General features: G+C 67.8%; 24 protein-coding genes. 10 read left to right on the forward strand and 14 right to left on the reverse strand.

The genetic code is table 11. The annotated features are described in order from the left end of the window. The coding region (locus ACFPN1_RS10310; protein ID WP_386754877.1) for an FG-GAP repeat domain-containing protein at positions 1-269 on the forward strand (269 nt) is incomplete at its 5' end. 21 nt (positions 270-290) lie between these two features. Here the strand turns inward: ACFPN1_RS10310 and ACFPN1_RS10315 are convergent. Continuing rightward, positions 291-995 carry a sulfotransferase family 2 domain-containing protein gene (locus ACFPN1_RS10315; protein WP_386754878.1) on the reverse strand — a complete coding sequence of 235 codons (705 nt, stop codon included), beginning with the start codon at positions 993-995 and terminating at the stop codon, positions 291-293. Positions 996-997: 2 nt separating this feature from the next. Beyond that, on the reverse strand, positions 998-2,614 hold the full coding sequence (locus ACFPN1_RS10320; protein ID WP_386754879.1) for an electron transfer flavoprotein-ubiquinone oxidoreductase: 1,617 nt from the start codon (positions 2,612-2,614) through the stop codon (positions 998-1,000). Positions 2,615-2,715: 101 nt separating this feature from the next. Here ACFPN1_RS10320 and ACFPN1_RS10325 point away from each other — a divergent pair, with 101 nt between their 5' ends. Beyond that, positions 2,716-3,303, forward strand: coding sequence for an alpha-ketoglutarate-dependent dioxygenase AlkB family protein (locus tag ACFPN1_RS10325; RefSeq protein ID WP_386754880.1), 588 nt, complete (start codon positions 2,716-2,718; stop codon positions 3,301-3,303). A gap of 89 nt (positions 3,304-3,392) precedes the next feature. Here ACFPN1_RS10325 and ACFPN1_RS10330 read toward each other — a convergent pair whose 3' ends face one another. The 4 genes from ACFPN1_RS10330 to ACFPN1_RS10345 form a co-directional block, all read right to left on the reverse strand. After that, a complete protein-coding gene (locus ACFPN1_RS10330; protein WP_386754881.1) occupies positions 3,393-4,031 on the reverse strand; it encodes an ABC-type transport auxiliary lipoprotein family protein in 639 nt (212 codons plus the stop codon). Positions 4,032-4,048: 17 nt separating this feature from the next. Then, the gene (locus tag ACFPN1_RS10335) at positions 4,049-4,975 is read right to left on the reverse strand and encodes an MlaD family protein (protein ID WP_386754882.1); all 927 of its coding nucleotides are present in this window, start codon (positions 4,973-4,975) and stop codon (positions 4,049-4,051) included. Positions 4,976-5,102: 127 nt separating this feature from the next. After that, positions 5,103-5,906, reverse strand: a complete 804-nt coding sequence (locus tag ACFPN1_RS10340; protein ID WP_386755243.1) for an ABC transporter ATP-binding protein — start codon at positions 5,904-5,906, stop codon at positions 5,103-5,105. A gap of 134 nt (positions 5,907-6,040) precedes the next feature. Beyond that, the gene (locus tag ACFPN1_RS10345) at positions 6,041-7,156 is read right to left on the reverse strand and encodes an MlaE family ABC transporter permease (protein ID WP_386754884.1); all 1,116 of its coding nucleotides are present in this window, start codon (positions 7,154-7,156) and stop codon (positions 6,041-6,043) included. Positions 7,157-7,326: 170 nt separating this feature from the next. On the opposite strand from ACFPN1_RS10345, the gene ACFPN1_RS10350 reads away from it, so the two are divergent. Next, positions 7,327-8,568 (forward strand): threonine/serine exporter family protein, encoded by a 1,242-nt coding sequence (locus ACFPN1_RS10350; protein ID WP_386755244.1) that lies wholly within the window; start codon positions 7,327-7,329, stop codon positions 8,566-8,568. Between the two features lie 282 nt (positions 8,569-8,850). Here ACFPN1_RS10350 and ACFPN1_RS10355 read toward each other — a convergent pair whose 3' ends face one another. The 4 genes from ACFPN1_RS10355 to ACFPN1_RS10370 all read right to left on the reverse strand — a co-directional run bounded on the left by ACFPN1_RS10355 (position 8,851) and on the right by ACFPN1_RS10370 (position 11,773). Continuing rightward, on the reverse strand, positions 8,851-9,228 hold the full coding sequence (locus ACFPN1_RS10355) for an H-NS histone family protein (RefSeq protein ID WP_386754885.1): 378 nt from the start codon (positions 9,226-9,228) through the stop codon (positions 8,851-8,853). Positions 9,229-9,267: 39 nt separating this feature from the next. Continuing rightward, complete coding sequence (locus tag ACFPN1_RS10360; RefSeq protein WP_386754886.1) at positions 9,268-10,983, reverse strand: proline--tRNA ligase; 1,716 nt, start codon at positions 10,981-10,983, stop codon at positions 9,268-9,270. 99 nt (positions 10,984-11,082) lie between these two features. Then, complete coding sequence (locus ACFPN1_RS10365) at positions 11,083-11,376, reverse strand: DUF4124 domain-containing protein (RefSeq protein WP_386754888.1); 294 nt, start codon at positions 11,374-11,376, stop codon at positions 11,083-11,085. A gap of 10 nt (positions 11,377-11,386) precedes the next feature. Next, positions 11,387-11,773, reverse strand: a complete 387-nt coding sequence (locus tag ACFPN1_RS10370; protein ID WP_386754889.1) for a DUF4124 domain-containing protein — start codon at positions 11,771-11,773, stop codon at positions 11,387-11,389. Between the two features lie 75 nt (positions 11,774-11,848). On the opposite strand from ACFPN1_RS10370, the gene pssA reads away from it, so the two are divergent. Genes pssA through rimI form a run of 3 tightly spaced genes read left to right on the forward strand, consistent with a single transcriptional unit; the run spans position 11,849 to position 13,472 of the window. Further along, complete coding sequence (pssA, locus tag ACFPN1_RS10375) at positions 11,849-12,619, forward strand: CDP-diacylglycerol--serine O-phosphatidyltransferase (RefSeq protein WP_386754890.1); 771 nt, start codon at positions 11,849-11,851, stop codon at positions 12,617-12,619. After that, the gene (locus ACFPN1_RS10380) at positions 12,619-12,996 is read left to right on the forward strand and encodes a hypothetical protein (protein ID WP_386754891.1); all 378 of its coding nucleotides are present in this window, start codon (positions 12,619-12,621) and stop codon (positions 12,994-12,996) included. Before pssA ends, ACFPN1_RS10380 begins: the two co-directional genes overlap by 1 nt. Continuing rightward, positions 12,993-13,472, forward strand: a complete 480-nt coding sequence (rimI, locus tag ACFPN1_RS10385; RefSeq protein ID WP_386754892.1) for a ribosomal protein S18-alanine N-acetyltransferase — start codon at positions 12,993-12,995, stop codon at positions 13,470-13,472. The genes ACFPN1_RS10380 and rimI overlap by 4 nt, the downstream gene beginning before the upstream one ends. Positions 13,473-13,654: 182 nt before the next feature. Here the strand turns inward: rimI and ACFPN1_RS10390 are convergent, their stop codons facing one another. From ACFPN1_RS10390 to ACFPN1_RS10400, 3 genes are all read right to left on the reverse strand, one after another. After that, positions 13,655-16,609 (reverse strand): valine--tRNA ligase, encoded by a 2,955-nt coding sequence (locus ACFPN1_RS10390; RefSeq protein ID WP_386754893.1) that lies wholly within the window; start codon positions 16,607-16,609, stop codon positions 13,655-13,657. A gap of 206 nt (positions 16,610-16,815) precedes the next feature. Beyond that, positions 16,816-17,241: a DNA polymerase III subunit chi gene (locus tag ACFPN1_RS10395; protein ID WP_386754894.1), complete on the reverse strand. Its 426-nt coding sequence runs from the start codon at positions 17,239-17,241 to the stop codon at positions 16,816-16,818. 144 nt (positions 17,242-17,385) lie between these two features. After that, complete coding sequence (locus tag ACFPN1_RS10400; RefSeq protein WP_386754895.1) at positions 17,386-18,864, reverse strand: leucyl aminopeptidase; 1,479 nt, start codon at positions 18,862-18,864, stop codon at positions 17,386-17,388. Positions 18,865-19,040: 176 nt separating this feature from the next. Here ACFPN1_RS10400 and lptF point away from each other — a divergent pair, with 176 nt between their 5' ends. Continuing rightward, on the forward strand, positions 19,041-20,126 hold the full coding sequence (lptF, locus tag ACFPN1_RS10405; RefSeq protein ID WP_386754896.1) for an LPS export ABC transporter permease LptF: 1,086 nt from the start codon (positions 19,041-19,043) through the stop codon (positions 20,124-20,126). Positions 20,127-20,139: 13 nt separating this feature from the next. Beyond that, positions 20,140-21,240 carry an LPS export ABC transporter permease LptG gene (gene lptG, locus ACFPN1_RS10410; protein ID WP_386754897.1) on the forward strand — a complete coding sequence of 367 codons (1,101 nt, stop codon included), beginning with the start codon at positions 20,140-20,142 and terminating at the stop codon, positions 21,238-21,240. A gap of 307 nt (positions 21,241-21,547) precedes the next feature. Here the strand turns inward: lptG and ACFPN1_RS10415 are convergent, their stop codons facing one another. After that, on the reverse strand, positions 21,548-22,015 hold the full coding sequence (locus tag ACFPN1_RS10415; RefSeq protein ID WP_386754898.1) for an RDD family protein: 468 nt from the start codon (positions 22,013-22,015) through the stop codon (positions 21,548-21,550). A 24-nt stretch (positions 22,016-22,039) separates the two neighbouring features. Here ACFPN1_RS10415 and xerD point away from each other — a divergent pair, with 24 nt between their 5' ends. Together xerD and ACFPN1_RS10425 are read left to right on the forward strand one after the other, a co-directional pair. Further along, on the forward strand, positions 22,040-22,993 hold the full coding sequence (gene xerD / locus ACFPN1_RS10420) for a site-specific tyrosine recombinase XerD (protein ID WP_386754899.1): 954 nt from the start codon (positions 22,040-22,042) through the stop codon (positions 22,991-22,993). Positions 22,994-23,310: 317 nt separating this feature from the next. Beyond that, positions 23,311-24,189: a DsbC family protein gene (locus ACFPN1_RS10425; protein WP_386754900.1), complete on the forward strand. Its 879-nt coding sequence runs from the start codon at positions 23,311-23,313 to the stop codon at positions 24,187-24,189. Positions 24,190-24,212 lie beyond the last annotated feature (23 nt).

The following is a 24,212-nucleotide window of genomic DNA, read 5'->3' on the forward strand; positions in this document are numbered from 1 at the left end:
ACGGCGACGGGAATGACGATCTGCTGTGGCGCTCCCTCGCGGGGGATAACAAGATCTGGTATCGCGGCAACGGGGCCACCAGTCGCGTGCTGACGGCAATGGCAAGCGACTGGATTGTCGCCGCGGTGGGCGACTATTCGGCGGACGGCGCCGACGACATCCTGTGGCGTCGTGCCAATGGCGGCAACGTGGTCTGGAACAATTCCAACTCCGCGACGCGCTACAACCTGACATTCGAAACCGGAGCGGGCTGGTTCATTCGGCCGTGATTGCCCCGCGCCGCGCGGCTGCTAGCCGCGCGGCGCAGTTCCGATCGGAAGAGTTTGCGCGCGCTCGGGAAACGAATCCGGATCGAGCATCGGGTAGCCGAATAACTCGAAATCGCGCCGATAGGTCGCATTCACCGCGAAGATCGTCCTGCGGTCGAAATGGGGCAGGTATTTCGGCTCCGCACTGCACAATCCCTGGCGGACGTTCTCGTCAGGGGCTTTTTCCAGCGGAAGCCTCAGGCGGGATGCCAGTGTCGCGATATCCTGGGCGAGGTTCTCGGCCCGGCCGACGAAGTCCATGGCCAGCTTGCCGCCTGCGTCGACGGTGAATGCGCTCATTGGGCAGAAGCAGATCCACTGCCAGTCGTTCTCCAGGTCGGCCTTCAGGGCGTACTCGTTGAAATACGTTGAAAAATCATCGCCGATCTCGTCGAACAGAGGCTTTTTCGCGCGTATCCAGCGCGGGTAGGTCTCGGCTGCGTATCGGTCCTGGAGATATCCGGAATAGATCCGGTCGTACGGATTCCTGACGAATGCGAACTTGAAGTAGTCAGGAAACAGCGGGGCGTGCTCCGAGCGCAGGAAGGCCGCAATGGTCACGTGCTGCTGGTACTTCGATACCGGCCAGCCGATGTCGGCGAACGGCGCCAGCGATTGCCTCAGCGTCGCTGACGCCGTTTTGGGAATCACGAAGTGCAGGAACCTGTGCCGGTGGGAAATGACCATGCTTACAGGTTCTGGTAATTCGGCCCCGAGCCGCCTTCCGGCGTGACCCAGGTGATGATTTCGTACGGATCCTTGATGTCGCAGGTCTTGCAGTGCACGCAGTTGGCGGCGTTGATCTGCAGGCGCTTGCCCGCGGCATCGTCGACGATCTCGTACACGCCGGCCGGACAGAAGCGCGTGCACGGATTGCCGTATTCCTCCGCGCAGCGGGTCACGCAGATGCTGGTGTCGGCGACATGCAGGTGCACCGGCTGGTCTTCGTCGTGCTCGGTGGCGGCGAAATACACGCCGGCCAGTCGATCGCGCGGGGCGAGGCTGCGCTCGACGTAATCGCGCTTGGGCTGCTCATGCTCGCCGAGCTTGTCGAGCGAGCACCAGTCCGCCTTGTTCTTCAGCGTCCAGGGCGAGAGTCCCATGGTGACGGTTTCCCAGGCCGCGTTCAGCAGGCCGAACCACAGGCCGCGCTTGAAGCCCGGCTTGATGTTGCGGACCTTCTTCAGCTCGGCCATCGCGTCCGAGGCACGCAGCTTCGCGTCGAATCCGTCCGGAGCCAGTTGCGTCGCCGCCAGGTGTTCGGCGGCGAGCATGCCCGAGCGGATGGCCTGGTGCGTGCCCTTGATCTTGGGCACGTTGAGCAGGCCCGCGGTGTCGCCGATCAGCAGCGCGCCGGGCATCTCCACCTTGGGTAGCGACTGCCAGCCGCCGGTGACGATCGCGCGCGCGCCGGCGGAGACGATGCTGCCGCCCTCGAGCAGCGGCTTCACCATCGGATGGTTCTTCCATTGCTGGAAGGCTTCCCACGGCTTGTATTCCGGATCCCGGTAGTCGAGCCCGCTGATGTAACCCAGCGCGATGCGGCCCTTGTCCAGGTGGTAGAGGAAGCTGCCGCCGTACGTCTTGTTGTCGGCGGGCCAGCCCAGGGTGTGCACGACCTTGCCCGGCGACACGCGATCTTCGGGTACCTGCCAGAGTTCCTTGATGCCGATCGAGTAGCCCTGCGGATCGCAGTCGGCGTCGAGCTTGAACTTGCCGATCAGGCGCTTGGTCAGGTGGCCGCGCGCGCCTTCGGCGAGCACCGTGACCTTGGCGCGGATATCGATGCCGGCGGTGTAGCCGGGCTTGTGCGAGCCGTCCTTCGCCACGCCCATGTCGCCGATGCGCACGCCGACGACCCGTCCGCTTTCGTCGTGCAGGGTCTCGGCGGCGGCGAAGCCGGGATAGATCTCGACGCCGAGCGCCTCGGCCTGCGGCGCCAGCCACGCGCACAGCGCGCCGAGGCTGACGATGAAGTTGCCGTGGTTGTGCATCTGCGGCGGCACCGGCAGCTTGCGGCCGCCGGTCTTGTTCAGCATCCAGAACTCGTCCTTCGCGACCGGCACGCAGATCGGCGGCGGATTGTCGCGCCAGCCCGGGAGCAGGGCATCCAGCGGGCCCGGTTCGATCACCGCGCCCGACAGGATGTGCGCGCCGATGGTGGAGGCCTTCTCGATCACGCAGACCGAGATCTCCGGGTTGAGCTGCTTGAGCCGGATGGCGAAGGCAAGCCCGGCCGGACCGGCGCCGACGGTGACGACGTCGTATTCCATGACATCGCGTTCAATTTCGGGGGCGTCGGTCATTGGTGGCTCCGCGGAGGGGCGTGGCTGTGAATCCGGCAATTTTCGCGGCTCCGGCCGGGCCGGGCAAATCGCGGCCCCAAAGCGCGTGCTAGCGTCGATCCATGCCGCTGCAGCCGCTGCCCCTTGTCGATGCGGAAATCGCCCTCGATCCAGCCTGGCTGGAAGCGACGGGGGCCGACAGGCTGCTGCTCGAATTGCGCGACCGCGTCCCCTGGGAAGCCCACCGCATCCGCCTGTTCGGTCGCGAACATGCGTCGCCGCGGCTGAGCTGCTGGATCGGCGATCCGGGTACGGCGTACCGCTACTCCGGCACCTTGTTCGAACCGCGGCCGTGGCCCGCGCTGTTGCGGCCTTTGCGCGATCGCCTGCAGAACGAAACGGGCGTCGGCTTCAACAGCGTGCTTGCCAATCTCTACCGCGACGGCCACGACTGCATGGGCTGGCACAGCGACGACGAACCGGAATTGGGCGCGTCGCCGGTCATCGCATCCGTCAGCCTCGGCGCGGCGCGGCGTTTCGTGCTCAAGCATCGGCAGACGCAGCAGAAGCTGGCGATCGCACTGCCGCACGGCAGCCTGCTGCTGATGGCAGGCGCCACGCAGCGCCACTACCGCCATGCGCTGCCGCGTACGACCAGGCCGGTGGGTCCGCGCATCAACCTGACCTTCCGGCAGATCCACCCGGCGTAGCCACCGGTTGCCGATCGGGTGGATGCCGCGCGGGCGCCCGACCCCCGCGCGCTACGGGCCGTTACCGCAATTCAAGGATCGACGCAAGTTCAATGCGTCGAGCGTTCGTGCTGTTCGCCAGTGGCCAGCGTCCAGCCCGCGAGTTCGCCGGTCACGGCAGTCAGCGCCTGGTCGAACGCCGCCACCACGTCCGCCACCGCGGTCGTCGCCGCCGGTTGCGTCTGCAGGAACGTGCGCGAACCAGCGAGCTGCTGGTCCTTCACATGCAGCAGCTTGGCGGTGACCTCGATCGTGGCCGACGGTACGGCGCCACCGGCGTAGTCGGATTCGAAGCGGCGCACATCGAGCATCAGGCGATAGTCCGCGGCGAATCCGCTGCCCTGGCGCGCGACGACGGCGATGCGGCCGGAATCCTCCAGCGCATGCAGCACGCCGTCCTCCAGCATGTCGCCGGGCGACTTCGCCCACTGCGCATCCTTGTAGACCTGCACTTCGTTAGGGGCGGGACGGACCAAGATGCGCAGGCTGTCGGCGGTGCGCGCCCCGGTGGTGCGGCCCATCGCCAGCTGCCAGTGCACCTGCGGCCAGCCCTGCGCGTCGATGCGATGGACTTCCGGTGCGTAGATCGAAGTTGGGTGCCGGGAACCGCCGAGCAGGGAAGTGCAGCCCGACAGCAGCATCGGGACCAGCAGGCCCCAGGCGGCGATGCGTAGCGATGCGGTGGACATGCGGCGCGGTTCCCTCTTCATTTCGGCTCGAACTCCTTCGGTGCATCGCGGCCCAGCAGGTACTGCGTGGGACCGTTGTCGAGGCGGTCGCTGATGCGGCGCAATTCGCGCAACAGCCCGCGCAGTTCGGCCAGGGTCGGCCCCAGCTGGCCCAGGCCGTCGTTGGCGAAGCTGCTGATCGCCGCGCGATTGTCGGTGACGATGCCGTTGACGCCGGATGCCGCCGAATCGAGCTTCGCGAGCGTGCCGTCCAGCCGGGCAATCAGGCCGGGCAGCTTCTGCACGAGTTCGCGGTCGATGTCGCTCACGGCCGTGTTGGTGGTGGCGAGCGTTTTCTCCAGCTGCTCGCTGGAACGGCGCGCGCTGACGATCATCGCGCGGATGTCCTCGCGCTGGTCGCCGATCGCGCCGGTCATCGCCTCGATGTTGGCCAGCGAGTTGGAGATGCGCTTGATGTTCTGCTCGCTCAACAACTCGTCCATCCGCGCGACCAGCTTGTTGGCGGTGTCGGCGATGTTCTGCAGCGCGGAGGCTTCGGTCCTGATGACCGGGATCTCGCGGTGGTCGACATCGGCCAGCAGCGCCGCTTCGGGGCTGCCGCCGGTGAGCTGGATGATCGGTGGCGCGGTAAGGCTGGGCGTGGAGATCTTCGCGCGGGTGTCGGTCTTCACCGGCGTGCGCGCCTGGATGCGGATGGTGGCCAGCACGCGGCGCGGGTCGTCGGGAGACAGGCGCAGCGATTCGATCGTGCCCACCGAGATGCCGTTGTAGAGCACGGGGCTGCCTTCGCTCAGGCCGGTCACCGGCTCCTCGAAGATCACCGCGTACTGCATCCAGTCCTTCTCGGACGAATACTTCGCGGCCCACAGCGCGAACAGCAGCAGGAACAGCGTCACCAGGATGGTGAAGGCGCCGATCAGGACGTAGTTGGCCTTGGTTTCCATGGTCAGAGCCGGGAATCGGGAACGGGGAGTCGGGAATGGCCGATCTTCACGACATGCATGGCGCAGCAACGCCCGCGCCGACGGTGGCAGGTTACCGGTGAAGAGATTGCAGGGCAGCGGATGGTTTTCAACGATTCCCCACTCCCGATTCCCGATTCCCGGCTTTCCGGGCCGCGCGCGCGCGCGGGCCGTGGAAGTATTCCTGTACCCAGGCGTGATCGTAACGCTCCACCTCCGCCATCGGCGCGCACACGACGACCTTGCGGTCGGCGAGCACGGCGACGCGGTCGCAGATGGCGTAGAGCGTGTCGAGGTCGTGGGTGATCAGGAATACGGTCAGGCCCAGCGCCTGCTGCAGCGTGCGGATCAGATGGTCGAAGGCCGCCGCACCGATCGGATCCAGCCCGGCGGTGGGCTCGTCGAGGAACAGCAGCGGCGGATCCAGCGCCAGCGCGCGCGCCAGGCCCGCGCGCTTGCGCATGCCGCCGGAGAGCTGCGAGGGCAGCTTGTTGACCGCATCGGCGGGAAGGCCGGCGAGTTTCACCTTCAGCAGCGCCAGTTCGTAGCGCAGCGAATCGGGCAACTCGCGGTGGTATTCCTTCAGCGGCACCTGCACGTTCTCGCCGACCGTGAGCGAGGAGAACAGCGCGCCGTCCTGGAACAGCACGCCGGTGTTGCGCTCGATCTCGCGGTGCGCATCGGCGGTCTTGCTGCGCGCGTCCATGCCCAGCACTTCGATCTCGCCGGCATCGGGTTCGCGCAGCCCCAGGATCGAGCGCATCAGCACCGATTTGCCCGTCCCCGAACCGCCCACCACGCCGAGGATTTCGCCCGGCTGCACATCGAGATCGAGTCCGTCGTGCACGACCTGCTCGCCGAAGCGGTTGACCAGGCCGCGCACGCGGATGATGGGGGAGCCGGGATTCGGGATTCGTGATTCGTGATTCGAACCGGCAGGCGCCGTCCCCGCCGATCCGGCAGCGGCCCCGACTCCGTCGATTTTCGGATCCCGAATCACAATGCGAACGCCCTTGCCTTTTTCCTTGAATGAATCCCGAATCCCGACTAGTAGCCCATCTGCATGAACCAGATCGCCGCCATCGCGTCGAGCACGATCACCAGCGAGATCGTCTGCACCACGCTCGAGGTGGTGCGTTCGCCGACCGATTCGGCCGAGCCTTCGACCTGCAGCCCTTCCAGGCAACCGATCAGTGCAATCACCAGCGCGAAGAACGGCGCTTTCACCAGGCCGACGACGAAATGCCGGAGTTCCATGGTGTCGTGCATGCGCGCCAGGTATTGCGGGGGCGGAATGTCGAGTCCGTAGGCACCGACAGTCAGGCCGCCCAGCAAACCGAAGATCATCGCGATGAAGGTCAGCAGCGGCAGCATCACCAGCAGCGCCAGCACGCGCGGGATTACCAGCAGGTCGATGGGATCCAGGCCCAGCGTGCGGATCGCGTCGACTTCCTCGCGACTCTTCATCGCGCCGATCTGCGCGGTGAAGGCGCTGGCGGTGCGTCCGGCGAGGATGATCGCGGTGAGCAATACGCCGAATTCGCGCAGGAAGGCGATGCTCACCAGTTCGACGACATAGATCGTCGCGCCGAAGTCGCGCAGGATGTTGGAACCCAGGAACGCGATCACCGCGCCCACCAGGTAGGACAGCAGCGCCACCAGCGGCACCGCATCGAGGCCGACCTGCTCCATGTGGTGCACGGTGGCGGTGGGGCGGAAGCGCGAGGGTTCCTTGAAGGTGCGCACCAGCTTCACCAGCGTCTCGCCGAAGAAGCCGATCAGCGCCCGCACCTCGCCGGCATTGTCGCTGACCGCGTAGCCCAGGCGCGCGAGCGCGGCCGCGATGCCGTATTCGCGCTTCCTGCGCGGGCGGTCGTCGGCGACGTCCTCGATGGCCGCGACGAGGTTGCGGTGCTGGTCGCGGAACGCGATGCGGTCGAAGTCGAAGCCGCGGCGGCGCGAGAAGCGCAGCAGTTGCAGTACGCCCAGGGAGTCCAGCCGATCGATCCCGGTGGCGTCGACGGCGGCGATGTCGCGCGGTGCGCCCGACAGCGCCGCGCTGATGCCTTCCGAGTGCTCGAGCGTCCATGGCCCGCTGAGCCGCAGGTGCGACGGACTGCCTTCGGCGACGAGCTGCGGTCGGGGCATGGTCGGGGCGATCATGGCGTGAGGCAGGATACAGGCGCGGGCGCCGGAATGGTCCACGACGCGCGTGGCCGCGGCGTGCAGGCCATGTACGCACACGGGCGGATGCGGCATGGCGGGTGCCTCTTGCCGCCGCGGCGTGCGATGCTTCGCGCACTCCGCAACGGTTCGCATCCTTGACCGCATCGATGGTGTCCTTCGCGTCCATCAGCTTCGCCGACCGCGTCGCCTTCCTCGTCGAACTGGCCGAGCGGCTGCACCTGTACGGCACGACCGCGCAGCGCCTGGAAGGGGCGATCACCGCCGTGTCGCGCCAGCTCCACGTCGCCTGCGAGCCTTGGTCGAACCCCACCGGCATGATCCTGACCTTCAGCGATCCGCAGCGGCCGGAAGGCGAAAGCGAGGTCACCCGCGTGCTGCGCCTGCCGCTGGGCGACACCGATCTCTATCGCCTGGCCGAGACCGATCGCATCGCCGAGGAAGTGATGGCCGGGCGCCTTGGCCTGCGAGATGCGCACGCGTTGATGAGCGCGCTCGACCGGCCGCCCAGCCGACGCAGTCGGATCATGCAGGTGTTCGGCTTCGGCCTGGCTGCGACCGCGATCGCGGGACTGCTGCGCCTGCCGTGGCTGGACATCGTCGTTGCCGGTCTCAACGGCCTGATGATCGGCGCGCTGGTCGACTACTCCGCCGCGCGACCGCGGCTGAAAGAGGCCAGCGACGCGATCGCGGCGATGCTGGCGGCCTTTGTCACGGCGCTGGTCGCGAGCCTGGTCGCGCCGCTCAACCAGAACACGGTGATCATCGCCTCGCTGATCGTGCTGCTGCCTGGCATGTCGCTGACCAACGCGGTCAACGAACTCACCAGCCAGCACCTCGTTTCGGGCACGGCGCGGTTTGCCGGCGCGGTGACCACGGTGCTCAAGCTCACCATCGGTACGGTGATCGCACTGTACGTCGCCGACTTCATCGGCCTGGTGCCGCAGGTGCAGGCATTGCGTCCGCAGCCCGGCTGGGTCGAAGGCTGCTCGTTGCTGCTGGCGACGTTCGCGTTCGCCGTGCTGTTCCGCGCGAACCGGCGCGATTACCTGCGGGTGATGCTCGCCGCCGCGGGCGGCTACCTGATTGCGCGCTACGCCGGCGAGGCGTTCGGCAGCCCGGCGGGCATCTTCCTCGCCGCGCTGCTCATGACCGCGATCGGCAATGCCTACGCGCGCTGGGGGAAGCGGCCGGGCGCGATCATCCGCGTCCCAGGGATCATCATGCTGGTGCCCGGCAGCACCAGCCTGCGCGGGCTGCTGACGATGATCCAGCAGCAGGACACGGTGGTCGGCCAGGATGCGTTGCTGGCGGTCGCCAACATCCTGCTGGCGCTGGTGGCGGGGCTGGTGTTCGGCAATCTGCTGCTGGCGCCGGGGCGGAATCTGTAGTTGCCGGTCATTTCCGCGGAAGCGGGTAGGGCAACGTCTGATTACTGCTGTTCATCGTTTCTGCCCAAGCGGGCCGACGAACGTCTGATTGTCCGGTGTCTCTGTAGTTGCTCGTCATTCCCGCGAAAGCGGGAATCCAGTGCCTTTGCCTTTCGCCTGTTCTGACCTGAAAGGCGGGAACGCAAAACCAAGCCAAGACACTGGATTCCCGCTTTCGCGGGAATGACGAGCGAAAAGCAAACGCCGGCTTGCGCCGGCGCTTTTGACCTCATTCAAACCCGATCAGCGGATCAGGAACTCCTCGATCTTCCTGCCGTTGTCCAGGTACGTCGCCAGCCAGCGCGGCGGCTTGCCACGGCCGGCCCAGGTTTCTGCGCTGTTGGCCGGATTGCGGTACTTCGGCGCGACCTTGCCGAGCTTGTAGCCCTTGGTGGTCTTGCGCGGCTTCGCCGTGCCGGCGGGTTTCGCCGTGGACCGGGTGACGGCTGCGCCGCCGAACAGCTCGGCGATCGTGTAGCCCTCGGCCCTGGCCATGTCGGTGAGCCTGCGTCGCACCGCCGCGATCGGCTTGCGCCGGCTCAGCGTCGACTTGCGCTTCTTCGCCTGGTTGATCAGCGCGTCCAGTTCCTTCGCGGACAGGCCGGTGATGTCGATCGACATGGATCCTCCGTTTGCCGTGGATTTCGAGCCAGCGGCCGATTATGCCGCGCCCAGCCGCGCCAGCAATGCCGCGCGATCCAGGCTTTCCGCCTCGCTGGCGCGGCGATGGCGGTATTCGAACGAACCCGCCGCCAGCCCGCGTTCGGACACCACCACCCGATGCGGAATACCGATCAGCTCGATGTCGGCGAACATCGCGCCCGGGCGCAGGCCGCGATCGTCGAGCACGGTATCGATGCCGGCGGCGTTGAGTTCGCGGTACAGCGCCTCGGCTGCGGTGGCGACGTTCGTGTCGTTCTTCGGATTGATCACGCACACCGCGACCCGCCACGGCGCCATCGCCTCGGGCCAGATGATGCCGTTGGCGTCGTGGTTCTGTTCGATCGCCGCCGCCACAATGCGCGACACGCCGATGCCGTAGCAGCCCATCGCCGGCATCACCGGCTTGCCGCTGGAATCCAGTACGGTGCACTGCATCGCTTCGGAATACCGGCGGCCCAGCGCGAAGACGTGGCCGACCTCGATGCCGCGGGCGAAGCCCAGCGTGCCCTTGCCGTCAGGCGAGGGATCGCCTTCGACGACGTTGCGGATGTCGGCGACGTCGTCGGGCTCGGGCAGGTCGCGGCCCCAGTTGACGCCGGCGAGGTGGACGCCCTTCTCGTTGGCGCCGACGACGAAGTCGGCCATCGCGGCGACGCTGCGGTCGGCGACGATGCGGAGCTTCTGCTTCGGGTTCACCGGGCCGAGGAAGCCGGGTTCGCTGCCCAGGTGCGTATCGATCTCGCCTTCGGTGGCCAGGCGGTATTCGCCCAGGCCCGCCAGCTTGGCCAGCTTGATCTCGTTGACGACGTGATCGCCGCGCACGAGCGCGAGCACGAACTGCGGCTGACCCTCGGCATCCACGCCCATCAGCGCCACCGACTTGACGGTGCGCTGCAGCGGGATGCCCATCAGCGCGGCGACGTCCTCGCAGGTCTTCTGCGTGGGCGTGTCGATCCTGCGCATCGCTTCGGCGGCGGCGGGGCGCGGACCGGGGGGCAGCGCCTCGGCCAGTTCGACATTCGCCGCGTAATCCGATTCGCTCGAGAACGCCAGCGCATCCTCGCCCGAGTCGGCCAGAACGTGGAATTCGTGCGAGGCGGTGCCGCCGATCGCGCCGGTGTCGGCGAACACGGCGCGGAACTTCAGCCCCAGGCGGGTGAAGATGCGGCCGTAGGTGTCGTACATGTTCCGGTATTCGGCGGCGAGCGATTCGTCGTCGACGTGGAAGGAGTACGCGTCCTTCATCAGGAACTCGCGCGCGCGCATCACGCCGAAGCGCGGCCGGATCTCGTCGCGGAACTTCCACTGGACGTTGTAGAAGTTCACCGGCAGCTGCTTGTAGCTGGACAGCTCGTTGCGCGCGTAGTCGGTGATGACTTCCTCGGCGGTGGGGCCGTAGCAGTACTCGGCCTCCTTGCGATCCTTGATCTTGAGCAACTGGCCGCCGAATTTCTGCCAGCGCCCGGTCTCTTCCCACAGCTCCTTCGGCTGGACGGTCGGCATCAGCAGTTCCATCGCGCCGGCGGCGTTCATCTCTTCGCGCACGGCGGTCTCGACCTTGCGCAGCACGCGCAGGCCCAGCGGGCTCCAGGTGTACAGGCCGGCGGCGAGCTTGCGGATCATGCCGGCCTTGAGCATCAGCTTGTGGCTGACGACTTCGGCTTCGGCAGGCGTTTCCTTGACGGTGTGGAGATGGAACTGCGACAGGCGCATCGGTGCGGCTTCAGGCAAATGGAAGCGGGCATTTTGCCATGCGCTGGGGGATGGCACCCCGGGGAGCGCGGAAGTGCCGGCGTCGACGATAGGGCGGTGCTATGGCCCGGGCGAGTCGGGCAGGTCGGCGCGTCGATCGCCGTGCACTTCGATCCCGTCGTATGGCTCGCGCTCGATCCGCTGGTATTTGCGTCCTTTCGGCGGCTGCTCGGTGATGTGCAGGACGCCACTGTCGTCGCGCCAGCGATACAGCCGGGGGCGTGCGGCTTCGGCGGCCGCGGCGGCCTTGCGCTCGTGTTCGATGCGCGCGTGCTCGCGTTCATCGCGCGTCGTCCACCACCAGGCCGCGGCGCCCAGTGCGAGGCCGCAGACGAGGGCCCAACCCAGTCGCATGCGGGGTGCCTCAGGACTTGTCGCAGAAGGCCTTGATCATGCGTTCGTTCTGCTGCACCTGCTGTGCGCGTTCCTCCGCGTCCATGACCTTGTCCGGCTTGCCGTCGCCGTTGGCATCCAGGCCGACCGGCTGGTCGCGCTTGAGCTGGACCAGGTTGGTGCGGGCGGTGACGCAGTTCGGGTCTTCGCTGGCCGACGCCTCTGACGATGTCGCCGGTGCGGGCGGTGCGTCCTTGAGGTGGCGGTTCTGCACGCCCTCGTGCGAGGGCGGCGGCGCGTCGGAGTAGTGCGTGACGCCCTTGGCGTCCTTCCACTGGTAGACGGTGCCGGCCAGGACGGGAAGGGCGACCACCAGGGTGGCGATCGCCAACAGGGTGCGGCTCGTGCGGCTGGGCATGCGAGTGCTCGGATCAGCGGCGGTAACCGATTGCAGCACCCTGCCGGTGCGCAGGCAAGCGTTAAACTCGCGGACATGGACGAATCGCACACCCCGCGCCCCCGCGGCCGCGGCATCTACCTGCTGCCCAACCTGTTCACGACCGGCGGCATGTTCGCGGGGTTCTACGCGATCATCGCCGCGACCCAGGGACGCTTCGAGAACGCCTGCATCGCGATCTTCATCGCCGCGATCCTCGATGGCCTGGACGGGCGCGTGGCGCGCCTGACCAACACGCAGAGCGAGTTCGGCGTCCAGTACGACTCGCTGGCCGACCTGATCAGCTTCGGTCTCGCGCCGGCCCTGGTCATGTACCACTGGGCCCTGGCGGCGACGCGGCTGGACGGCGTGGTGCCGGGCAAGATCGGCTGGATCGCCGCCTTCCTCTACGCCGCCTGCGCGGCGATCCGCCTGGCGCGCTTCAACTCGCAGGTGGGGCAGGTGGACAAGCGCTGGTTCATCGGCCTGGCCAGCCCGGCTTCGGCGGGTCTGGTGGCGAGTTTCGTTTGGACCTGCCACGACAACGGGTATTCGGGCGAGGAACTGCGCTGGTTCGCGCTGGGCGTCACCGTCGCCGCCGCGCTGCTGATGGTGAGCCGCCTGCGTTATTTCAGCTTCAAGGGCAGCGGGCCCCGCAGCGACCGCATGCCGTTCCTGGTGGTGCTCGTCGTGCTGGTGGTGCTCGTGGCCATCGCGATCGATCCGCCGGCTGTGCTGCTCGCGATCGGCGTGCTGTACGCCTTGTCCGGGCCGACCCACGCCCTGTGGCGCCGCATGCGCCGGTTGCCGCCGGAGAGCGCGGCCTGATGGCCACCTCCGGACTGCCGTGGAGCCCCGAGCAGCGCGAATGGTTGCGTGCGTTGGGGCACGAGGTGCTGAGGGCGGGACCGATGGAAGAGATCGCGCCGGCGGAGCCCGCGCGACCGGCGCGCACGGACGCGTCGGTGAAGCTGCGGAACGAGGCCGGAGACGCAAACGCGGCCGCGCGGCGCGCCTCGGTCGGTGCAGCCGCGCCCGCACCCGCCGTGCTGTTGCGCGCACTGGCGCGGGCCGCGGACCGCGACGAGCGCGACCCTGAATTCCTGCAGGCGCTGCCCGACCTCGCGACGCTGCGCGGCAATCCCGCCGCCCGCCGCGATCTGTGGCCGCGCCTGCGCAGCCTGCGCCGTCGGACCCCGCAATGAACGCACGCGTTTCCGATTCGCCGTTGCCGCTGTCGTTGCGCCCGATGCGCGAGAACGACCTGCCCGTGGTGCACATGATCGAGGCGCGGGCCTACGAGTTCCCGTGGACCGTCGGCATCTTCCGCGACTGCCTGCGCGCGGACTACCCGGCGTGGGTGCTGCACGAGGGCGAGCGGATCGCCGGCTACTACCTGATGTCGATCGCGGCCGGCGAAGCGCACGTGCTCAACATCTGCGTCGCGCCGGAACTGCAGGGGCGGGGCCATGGCCGCCGCCTGCTGCATGCGCTGCTGAAACTGGCGCGCAGCCGCAATGTGGCGCGCGTCTTCCTCGAAGTACGGCCGTCCAATGCCAACGCCATCGCGCTCTACCACGACGAAGGCTTCAACGAGATCGGCCGCCGCCCGCGTTATTACCCCGCGAAGGACGGGCGCGAGGATGCGCTGGTGATGGCGATGGAGTTGTTGTCGCCGTAGGGCGGGTCTTGACCCGCCGTCGTGGCGTGTCCGGGCAACAACGCAGGCGGGTCAGGAAACCCGCAAGGCAAAGCGAAGGTCAAAACGGGTCCCGGCTTGCGCTGGGACGACGATGGGGTGAACCGCTCGCTGGGACGACGAGGTGACCGCCTTCGCAAGGAAGACGATGGAAGGCGAACGGCTTATCCCAGCTTCGCCCGCTGCGCCCGCAACGCATCCAGCTGCACGGTCCAGTCGGCCAGGCGCTGACGCTCCTGTTCGACCACCGCGGCCGGCACCTTGTCGGTGAACTTCGCCAGCTTGGCTTCGCTCTTTTCCTTCTCGCCGGCGACGCGCGCGATTTCCTTGTCCAGGCGCACGCGTTCGGCGCCCAGATCGACCAGGCCTTCGAGCGGCACCAGCAGCTTGAGCTCGCCGACCACCGCCGCGGCGCACGCCGGCGCGCTCTTCGCATCGGCGATGAAGTCGATGCGCTCGACCCGGGTGAGGAAGCGCAGCTGCGAGTCGAAGCGGCGCGCGCGCTCGTGGTCGGCGTGCGTGCCTTCGGCCAGCAGCAGGTGCACCTGCTTTGCCGGAGGGACGTTCAACTCGCTGCGCACGCGGCGCAGCGCCGACACCATCGCCTTGAGCCAGTCGATGTCGGCTTCGGCGCCGGCGTAGTCGGCGGTGTCGAAATCGGCCGGCGAGGGGTACGGACGCAGCATCACGGTGGTTTCGGAGATGCCCAGCTTCGGCGCCACCGCCTGCCAGAGCTCCTCGGTCACGAACGGAATCAACGGATGCAGCAGCGCCAGCAACCGCTCCAGCACGTACAACAGCGTGTGGCGTGTGCTGTCGGCCGCCGCGGCGTCGTCGCCGTTGAGCGCCGGCTTGGCGAACTCGACGAACCAGTCGCAGAAGCCGTTCCAGGCGAATTCGTACAGCGCCTGCGACAGCAGGTCGAACCGGTAGGTCGCGAAATGCTCTTCGGCCTCGGCGGCGGTCTTCGCCAGCTGCGCGAGGATCCAGCGCTCGGCGTCGGTGCGCGGCTGCGGCGCGCCGGTGAAGCTCGCCCCTTCGGTGTTCATCAACACGAAGCGCGCGGCGTTCCACAGCTTGTTGCAGAAGTTCTTGTAGCCCTCGGCGCGGCCGAGGTCGAACTTGATGTCGCGGCCGTGCCCGGCCAGCGCGCTGATCGTGAAGCGCAGCGCGTCGGCGCCGAAGGCGGGGATGCCGTCCGGGAATTCCTTGCGCGTGGCCTTGTCGATCTTCTCCGCCATCTTCGGCTGCATCAGGCCGCTGGTGCGCTTGGCGAGCAGCGCGTCCAGCGAGATGCCGTCGATGATGTCGATCGGGTCGAGGATGTTGCCCTTCGACTTCGACATCTTCTGTCCGTGCGCGTCGCGCACCAGACCGGTGATGTAGACGTCCTTGAACGGCACCTGCCCGGTGAAGTGGTCGGTCATGAAGATCATGCGCGCGACCCAGAAGAAGATGATGTCGAAGCCGGTGACGAGCACGGACGAGGGCAGGTAGCGGTCGTAGCCGCGCTGCTCCATCAGTTCCGCATTCGGCCAGCCCATCGTGCTGAACGGCCACAGCGCCGAGGAGAACCAGGTCTCCAGCACGTCGCTGTCCTGGTTGAGGACGACGTCGGCGCCGAGCGCGTGCTTCGCGCGCACTTCGGCTTCGTTGCGGCCGACGTAGATGTTGCCCTGCGCGTCGTACCACGCCGGAATCCGGTGACCCCACCACAGCTGGCGGCTGATGCACCAGTCCTGGATGTTTTCCATCCAGTGGCGGTAGGTGTTGATCCAGTTGGCCGGGACGAATTCGATGTGGCCTTCCTCGACCAGGTCGAGGCCGCGCGTGGCGAAGCCGTCCATCTTCACGAACCACTGGTCGGTGAGGTACGGCTCGATCACCGTGCCGGAGCGGTCGCCGAAGGGCTGCATGATCGGCTTGGATTCGACCAGCGGGTTGCCCTCGGCGTCGGTCACCGCGAGGCCTTCGGCGGTGATCGCCTCGACCACGCGCTTGCGCGCTTCGTAGCGGTCCAGGCCGCGCAGTTCGGTCGGCACCAGGTTGAGCTCGGTGACGTCGCCCGCCGGGCGTTCGCCGCGGGCGATCTCGCCGGCGATGCGCGCGCTTTCCTCGTACGGCAGGCCGTCGCTGCGCATGCGCGCGGCGTCGTCCATCAGCGCGTACATCGGGATGTTGTTGCGCGCTGCGACCTGGTAGTCGTTGAAGTCGTGCGCGCCGGTGATCTTCACCGCGCCCGAGCCGAAATCCGGATCCGGGTAATTGTCGGTAATGATCGGGATCAGGCGGCGCAGTTCCTTCGGGCCGACCGGGATCTCGCACAGCTTGCCGACGATGGGCGCGTAGCGCGCGTCGGAGGGATGCACCGCGACCGCGCCGTCGCCGAGCATGGTTTCCGGGCGCGTCGTGGCGATCGAGATGTAGTCGCGCGTTTCGCGCAGGGTGACGTTGCCGTCGGCGTCGCGCTCGATGTACTCGTAGGTTTCGCCGCCGGCGAGCGGATACTTGAAGTGCCACATGTGGCCGGGCACTTCGTTGTTCTCGACCTCGAGGTCGGAGATCGCGGTCTTCAGCACCGGGTCCCAGTTGACCAGGCGCTTGCCGCGGTAGATCAGGCCCTGCTCGTGCAGCTTCACGAAGGCCTCGATTACGGCTTCGGCCGCCATCGGGTCCATGGTGAAGGTGCTGCGACTCCAGTCGCCCGAGGTGCCCAGGCGGCGCATCTGCCGCTCGATGGTGTCGCCGGACTGCTGCTTCCACTCCCACACCTTGGCGATGAAGCCGTCGCGGCCCAGCGAATCGCGGGTCTCGCCCTTGCCTTCGGCGGCGAGGTTGCGCGAGACCACCATCTCGGTCGCGATGCCGGCGTGGTCCGTACCCATCTGCCACAGCGTGTCGTAGCCGCGCATGCGGTGGTAGCGGATCAGCGCGTCCTGCAGCGTGTGCTGGAACGCGTGGCCCATGTGCAGCGTGCCGGTGACGTTCGGCGGCGGCAGCAGGATGGTGTAGGGCTCGCCCTCGCCGCGCGGCTTGAATACGCCGCTGCTCTCCCACTGCTGGTACAGGCGGGTCTCGAACTGGGTGGGGTCGTAGCTGGAGGAGAGCGTCTGGGTCATGGCACGTGCTTTTGCTTTTGCTCGTCATCCCGGCGCAAGCCGGGATCCATTTTGCTGTTGCTGTTCCTGTCATCCCAATGCAAATCGGGTCCATTTGTTGCCCTTGCGTCGCGTACACGCACGAACAAGGCAAAGTCAAAATGGATCCCGGCTTGCGCCGGGATGACGAAGTCGGCGTGCCCGCATGCGGGCGCGCCGGACCTCTCTTACATGTCGTACTTCTTCAATTCCAGCCCGCGGGCCTGGTACTGCTTCCAGCGCTCGCGCAGCGGGCCGCGCGCGGATTCGTCGGCCGGCACGACTTCGAGCACACGGTCGAAGCTGCCTTCCACGGCCGCGTCGCGCAGGTTGATCACCAGCGGGCGCAGCGGTGCATCGGCTTCCGGCGGCGCGATCAGCACCGCGGCTTCGTCCTCGTCGAGGTCGGCGCCGGCGATCTGATGCGGGATGTAGACGTCATCGCCCATGTCCCACAGCAGATCGTCGATCTGTTCGGCCTGCGCCGCGTCGCGCGCGAGCACCAGCGTCCACAGGCCCGCGTCGTGCGCCTTGCGCGCGAGTTCGCACACCAGGCGCAGCGGTTCGGCGCGGAAGCGCTCCTTCGCGATCAGGTAGAAGTCGGCGCGGGGCATGGAATGCGTCAGATGCGGGAGTAAGAAGCGGGAAGAGGGAAGGGGGAACGCGAGCGAGCCGCGACGTGCCGCAGCGCGAAGGCTGCGAAGTAGCGTCGTTCCCTATTCCCGCTCTTCATTCCCCTATTCCCGCCTTCGGACGAGTCAGGCCGCCCGATCCAGCAGCCACTGGCTCAGCAGACCGACCGGCCTCCCCGTCGCCATGCCGCGCTTGCCTTCGTCGTTGGCCACGCCGGCGATGTCCAGGTGCGCCCAGCGCTGGCCTTCGGCGAAGCGCGCGAGGAAGCAGCCCGCGGTGATCGCGCCGGCCCAGCGGCCGCCGATGTTGTAGACGTCGGCGAAGGTGGAATCGAGCAGCGACTGGTATTCGTCCCATAGCGGCAGGCGCCAGCTGCGGTCGAACACGTTCTCGCCCGCGGCGATCAGTTCGTTCGCCAGGTCGTCGTGCTTCGACATCAGGCCGGTCGCGTACTTGCCCAGCGCGATCACGCAGGCGCCGGTGAGGGTGGCGACGTCGAGCAGGGCCTGCGGTTCGAAACGCTGCGCGTAGGTCAGCGCATCGCACAGGATCAGGCGGCCTTCGGCGTCGGTGTTGCCGACTTCGATGGTCTTGCCGGACATCGAGGTGATGACGTCGGACGGGCGGTAGGAATCCGCGTCGGGCATGTTCTCGACCGCCGGTACGATCACGACGAGGTTGATCGGCAACTGCATGCCGACCGCCGACACGAACGCGCCCATCACGCTGGCGGCGCCGCACATGTCGTACTTCATCTCCTCGATGCCGCCCTGCGTCTTCAGGTTGATGCCGCCGGTATCGAAGGTGATGCCCTTGCCGACGAGGACGAAGGGCTTGGCGTCGCCGCCGTTGTTCCACTTCATCACGATCAGCCGGGGTGGGTTGGCCGAGCCGCGCGCGACGGCGAGCAGCGAGCCCATGCCCAGTTCCTGCATCTGCTCGCGCTCGAGCACCTCGCATTCGGCCTTGTCGAAGCGGCCGCAGAATTCCTGCGCCTGCTGCGCCAGGTAGCCCGGGTTGCAGATGTTGGGCGGCAGGTTGCCCAGTTCGCGGGTGAAGGCGACGCCGGCGGCGATGGCCTTGCCCTGGGCGAGGGCGGTCTTGTCCTCGCCGTGGACCGAGAGGTGCTTCAGGCCGGTTTCCTCGCGGCGCTTGTTCTTCGCGCCCAGCGTGGCGGTGTAGGCGTAGCAGGCGTGGTCGGAGACGATCGCCGCCTGGCGGATGTTCCAGGCCTGGTCGCGACCCTTCACTTCCAGCTCGCTCAGGGTGAGCAGGGCCCTGGCGACCGGGCCGGTCTTGAGCGCGCGCGCCGCATCGGCCACGGCCTTGATGTACTGCGGCACGCCGAACTTGCCGGCATCGCCGAGGCCGACCACCAGCACGCGCGGTGCGGTAACGCCCGGCACGTCGTGCAGCAGCGCGGTCTTGCCGGTCTTGCCGCTGATGTCGCCGCGCTCGAGCAGGGCGCGCAGGCGGCCGCCGCTGGCGTCGTCGAGGGCGCGGCCCGACGGGCTCAGGCTCTGGTCGGCGAAGGCGCCGACGACCACGCAATCGGTGGCAACGGTCGCGGCGGCATCAAGGTTCAGGTCGAATTCGAGGGTCATCCAACAGATTCCGGGGGACAGGAAAGAATCGATCCGGCTTCGCGCCGAACCGCAAAGGGCACATCCGACGGGGTGCGCCGCTACAATCGCGGATCGGTCGCGACCGGCAGGGTGGACGGGACGGAAGCACCGCCCGGACCTGCCCGGACCAAACCCAAAGTCTACCAGCCCCCCTGATGCCCAAGCTCGATCGCTACCTCTTCGGCGAGTTCGTCCAGTCCACCTTCGCCGCCGGCGTGGTGCTGATGATCGTTGCCTTCGGCGGTGTCTTCACCGACGTCCTGCGCGACATGGCCACGGGGCGGATTCCGGTCGGGATGCTCCTGCCGCAGCTGGGCCTGGTGATGCTGAACTGGCTGCCGCTGATCCTGCCGCTGGCGCTGATGCTGGGTCTGATGCTGGGCATGGGCCGGTTGTACCGGGATTCGGAGATGCCGGTGATCGCCGCCGTGGGCGTCGGGCCGCGGCGGCTGCTCAAGCCGTTGCTGTTGCTGGTGGTGCCGATGGTGGCCGTCGTGGCGATGTGCTCGCTGTGGCTCGGGCCCTGGGCGGAGCGGGTGTCGCGGCAGATGGTCGCCTCCGCCAACCGCAACCTGATCGTCGCCGGCCTGGAGCCGGGCGCCTTCACCGAGATGCCGGGCGGCAACGGGGTGATCTTCGTCGGCGAGATGAGCCCCGACGGCAGCCGCTTCAGCCGCGTCTTCGTCTATCGGCAGAAGGGCGACCGCCTCGACGTGACCACGTCCAACGACGGCGAAGTCACCGTGGACGAGAAGGGCGAGCGCTACCTGACCCTCAACAACGGTTTCGAAGTCGAGGGCCCGCGCGAAGGCGGCCTGGACTACCGCCTGCTCAGCTACCAGCGCAACGAAGTGGCGATGCCGGCCGGCGAGTCGAACTTCGATCCCAACAATCCCGAATACCTGCCGACCACGAAGCTGTTCGGCGACAAGCGCCGGGAAGCCAGCGCGCAGCTGCACTCGCGCATCGCGCCGCCGCTGCTGACGCTGGCCTTCGCCCTGATGGCGATTCCGCTGGCGCGCAGCATGCCGCGGCAGGCGCGCTACGGGCGCGTCATGACCGGTTTCCTGGGTTACATGATCGGCATGAACCTGATGCTGATGGGCACCAAGTGGCTGGAAAAGGGCCGGATTCCCGCGGAACTGGGGCTGTGGTGGCTGGTGCTGCCCTTGCTGGCGATCGCGTTGTGGCTGTACTTCTTCGACGGTCGCATGCGTCGGGCAAGGCTGGCGCAGGCATGAGGCCGACCGGGCGATGAAACCCTTTCCCAAGATCCACGATTTCTACGTCGGCCGCGTCGTTTTCGGCACGGTGCTGCTGGTGTGGGCGGTGCTGCTCGGCCTCGACCTGATGCTGAGCTTCGTCGGCGAATTCGGCGACATCGGCAAGGGCAATTACGGCATCGCCACGGCGATCGCCTACATGGCCTACACGCTGCCGCGGCGGCTGTACGAACTGTTTCCCTACGCCGCGGTGGTCGGCGCGCTCATGGCGCTGGGCCAGCTCGCGGCGTCGTCGGAGCTCACCGCGCTGCGTGCCGTCGGCCTGTCGCGGCGTCGCCTGAGCGTCGCCGTCGCGGGCGCGCTGGCCGTGCTGACCCTGCTGATGGTGGTCAGCGGCGAAACCGCCGGCCCGTGGGGCGAGCGCCGCGCCAACGCGCTCAAGGCCAGCGCGAAATCGAAGGACATGATCGTGGCGCGCTATTCCGGCCTGTGGGCGCGCGAAGGCGACGTCATCCTCAACGCCAACGGCGGCGAGGAGCGCGACAACGGCACCGATCGCTGGCTCGAGCTGCGCGACGTGCGCCTGTACGAATTCGCCGCCGACGGCCGCCTGAAATCGCTGGCGCTGGTGAAGGTCGCCGAGCACCGCCCCGGCGGCTGGCTGCTGCGCGACGTCACCCGCACCAACTTCGAGCCCAAGTCGGTCACGCAGGAGAAGATCCGCGAGGAACGCTGGGCGTCGAAGCTGGATGCGGTCGCGCTGACCGCCGGCACCGACAAGCCGCGCTATCTCGCCGCCGGCGAGCTGCGCAAGGCGATCGAATACCGCCAGCGCAACAGCCTGGATGCGTCCGAGTTCGAAGTGATCTACTGGGGCCGCTGGTTCTACGCCCTGAACATCCTGGCCCTGTGCCTGGCGGCGGTGCCATTCGCGTTCGGCACGCTGCGCAGCGGCGGCATGGGCAAGCGCCTGTTCATCGGCATCGTGTTCTCGCTCGGCTTCTGGCTGCTGCAGCAGCAGTGCGTGCGCCTGGCGCAGGTGTATCACTTCGATTACCGCGTCGCATACGTGATGCCGACGCTGGTGATGCTGGCCGTGTCCTGGTTCCTCTTCCGAAGAAGGTCGGGGTGAGCGGCCGCGCCTAGCCGTCGCCCTATCGGCGACGGCTGCGGCCGCGAACGCCCGGCCATGGATGGCCGGGCAGGACGATCCGAAGCCGGGCGGGCTTCGCCATGGACGGCAGCGAGCGACTGATCGAAGCGAATGCGCCTAGCCGTCGCCCTATCGGCGACGGCTGCGGCCGCGAACGCCGCGCCGCGATAGCGCTCAAGCCGCGACAGAGTCCAGCGCGCCGCAGCGCGCGGGGAGCCATGGCTGGCAGCCTTTCGGTATCGCGCAAGGCGAGCACCACCAATGCGCTACTGCAGCGCCATGGGCCCTACGCCTGCTTCCTCTCCTCCTGCACCATCCCCGTCCCGCTCGCCCGGTCGTGCCACGTACGCCGTTCACGATCGAACCACGCCCACCAGAATCCCGCACCCGCCAGCAGCAGCGACAGCGTGCCGACCGCGTAGCGGATCCACAGTTGCCGCCACGCCGGTTTCGCGTCAGCGGCGGTCACGCGCAATCGCCAAGGGCGCATGCCCAGCGTCTGGCCGCCACGGCGCCAGCTCAATGTCGCGTACGTGCCGGTGACGAGCCACAGCGCGAGCAGTTCCAGCCAGCCGGCCAGCGTGTCGCCGTAGATGGGTTCGCCGCCGTGGACGAGCATCGCCAGCGCGCCGGTGAGGAACCACAGGCCGAGCACCGGGAAAAAGTCATACAGCATGGCCAGCAGGCGCCAGCCGATCAGGGCGGTGGGTCGTGCCGGCGGAGTTCCGGTCGCGGGTGTGTCGGATGCAGTCATCGCACCAGCATATAAGCTTCGTCCATGAGTCCGCACACGCCTGCCGAACGTCGCACGCAAATCATGGCGTTGCCGCCGCTGCGCGACGACGATGCCGTTGCGATCAAGGACTTCCTCGACGCGGCCTGGGCGGAAAGCGGCCTGTCGCGGCAGACCCAGGACAGTTACCGGCGCGACCTCGAAGGCTTGGCGCGCTGGTGCGACGGCCGCAGTGGTGGTGTAGACGGCGCCGATCGGGCCCGGTTGTTCGACTACCTCGCCTGGCGCAGCCGCAACGGCTACTCGCCGCGCAGCAATGCGCGCCTGCTGTCGGCCTTGCGTGCGTTCTATGCGTACCGCGTGCGCAGCGGCGCACGCAGCGACGATCCGACCGCGCTGCTGGATCCGCCGAAGCTGCCGCGCTCGCTGCCCAAGGCCCTGGGCGAGAGCCAGATCGATGCGCTGCTGGCGAGTCCCGATATCGGCACGCCGCTGGGCCTGCGCGATCGCGCGATGTTCGAGCTGATGTACGCGTGCGGCTTGCGCGTGAGCGAACTGGTGAACCTGCCGGCCACGGCGGTCAACCTGCGTCAGGGCGTATTGCGGGTGACCGGCAAGGGCAGCAAGGAACGGCTGGTGCCGCTGGGCGAGGAAGCGCAGCACTGGCTGGAACGCTACCTGGCCACGGCGCGTCCGCAACTCGCAGGCAAGCGCGCGCTGGCGCCGCTGTTCCTCAATGCGAGCGGCGAAGCGCCCACGCGACAGCAGTTCTGGCAACTCGTGAAGCGCTACGCCGGCGCCGCCGGCATCGATCCGGCGAAGATCAGCCCGCACGGCCTGCGTCACAGCTTCGCCACGCACCTGCTCAACCACGGCGCCGACCTGCGCGCGCTGCAGATGCTGCTGGGCCACAGCTCGCTGTCGACCACGCAGATCTACACCCTGGTGGCGCGCGAGCAGCTCAAGCAACTCCACGCCAAACACCACCCGAGGGGGTGAGCGCCCGAGCCGTCGCCCTATCGGCGACGGCTCAGGCGCGAACGCCCGGCCATGGATGGCCGGGCCGGACGATCCGAAGCCAACAAGGCTGCGCCATGGATGGCAGCGACACAGCACCCGAAGTGCGACCACCCGTCGCCCTATCGGCGACGGCTCAGGCGCGAACGCCCGGCCCACCGCAGTTTGCGCAATCCGTGATCCAGACCCCAGGCGCCGCCGGACCGCCGGGGTGCACCGTCTGTCGCACATGCGACAATCCCGGAAACTCCGCGCATTTACGGCGTTCCAAAGCGCCGGCCATTCACGCAAGGATTCCCATGAAACTCATGTTGTTTGCCCTGCTGGGCGCGATCAGCCTGTCCGCCTGCGCGCAGGGGCCCCAGTCAGGCGCCACCGCCGCCAAGGCGCCGGGGGCTCAGGCCGCCAGTGCGGGTCAGGCCGCTCCGGCCGGGCTGGCTCCGCGCGCTGCCGCCGGTACGCCCGAGGCACGCGCCATCGCCGCCGTGCATGCGCTGAATCCGCGCGTCACGATCGAGAAGGTCAACGCCGCGCCGCTGCCCGGCTTCCGCGAGGTCGTCGTGCAGGGTCAGGTCGTCTACGTGAGCGACGACGGCCGCTACCTGTTCCTGCCCGGACCGCAGGGTGCGCTGTTCGACGCGACGACCAAGCAGGACCTGAGCGAGCAGACGCTGGCCCGCATCCGCAAGGATCTGCTCAAGGCCATTCCGGTGAGCGAGCGCATCGTCTTCGCGCCGCCGAATCCGAAGTACACGGTGTCGATCTTCACCGACGTCGAATGCGCCTACTGCCGCAAGTTCCACAGTGAGATCGCCGAATACAACCGCCAGGGCATCGCGGTGCAGTACCTGGCCTTCCCGCGCATGGGCCTGGGCAGCGAGGACCACAAGAAGATGATTTCGGTGTGGTGCGCGCCGGACCGCAAGAAGGCGCTGACCGACGCCAAGAACGACCGGCCGCTGCCTGCCCGCGACTGCAAGAACACCGTGACGATGCAGTACGACATCGGCCAGCGCGCCGGCCTGACCGGCACGCCGATGATCATCGCCGAGGACGGCACCACGGTCGGCGGCTACCTGCCGCCGCAGCGCCTGCGCGAAGCGCTGGACCGTCTGGCGCACGGCGGCGTCGCGGCCCCCGCGGGCGCGACCGATCCGGTGGCCTCGACCGGCGGCTGACCCGGGCTCGTAACCTGGTACCC

The organism is Lysobacter yangpyeongensis (assembly GCF_042655745.1).
GTDB lineage: Bacteria > Pseudomonadota > Gammaproteobacteria > Xanthomonadales > Xanthomonadaceae > Agrilutibacter > Agrilutibacter yangpyeongensis.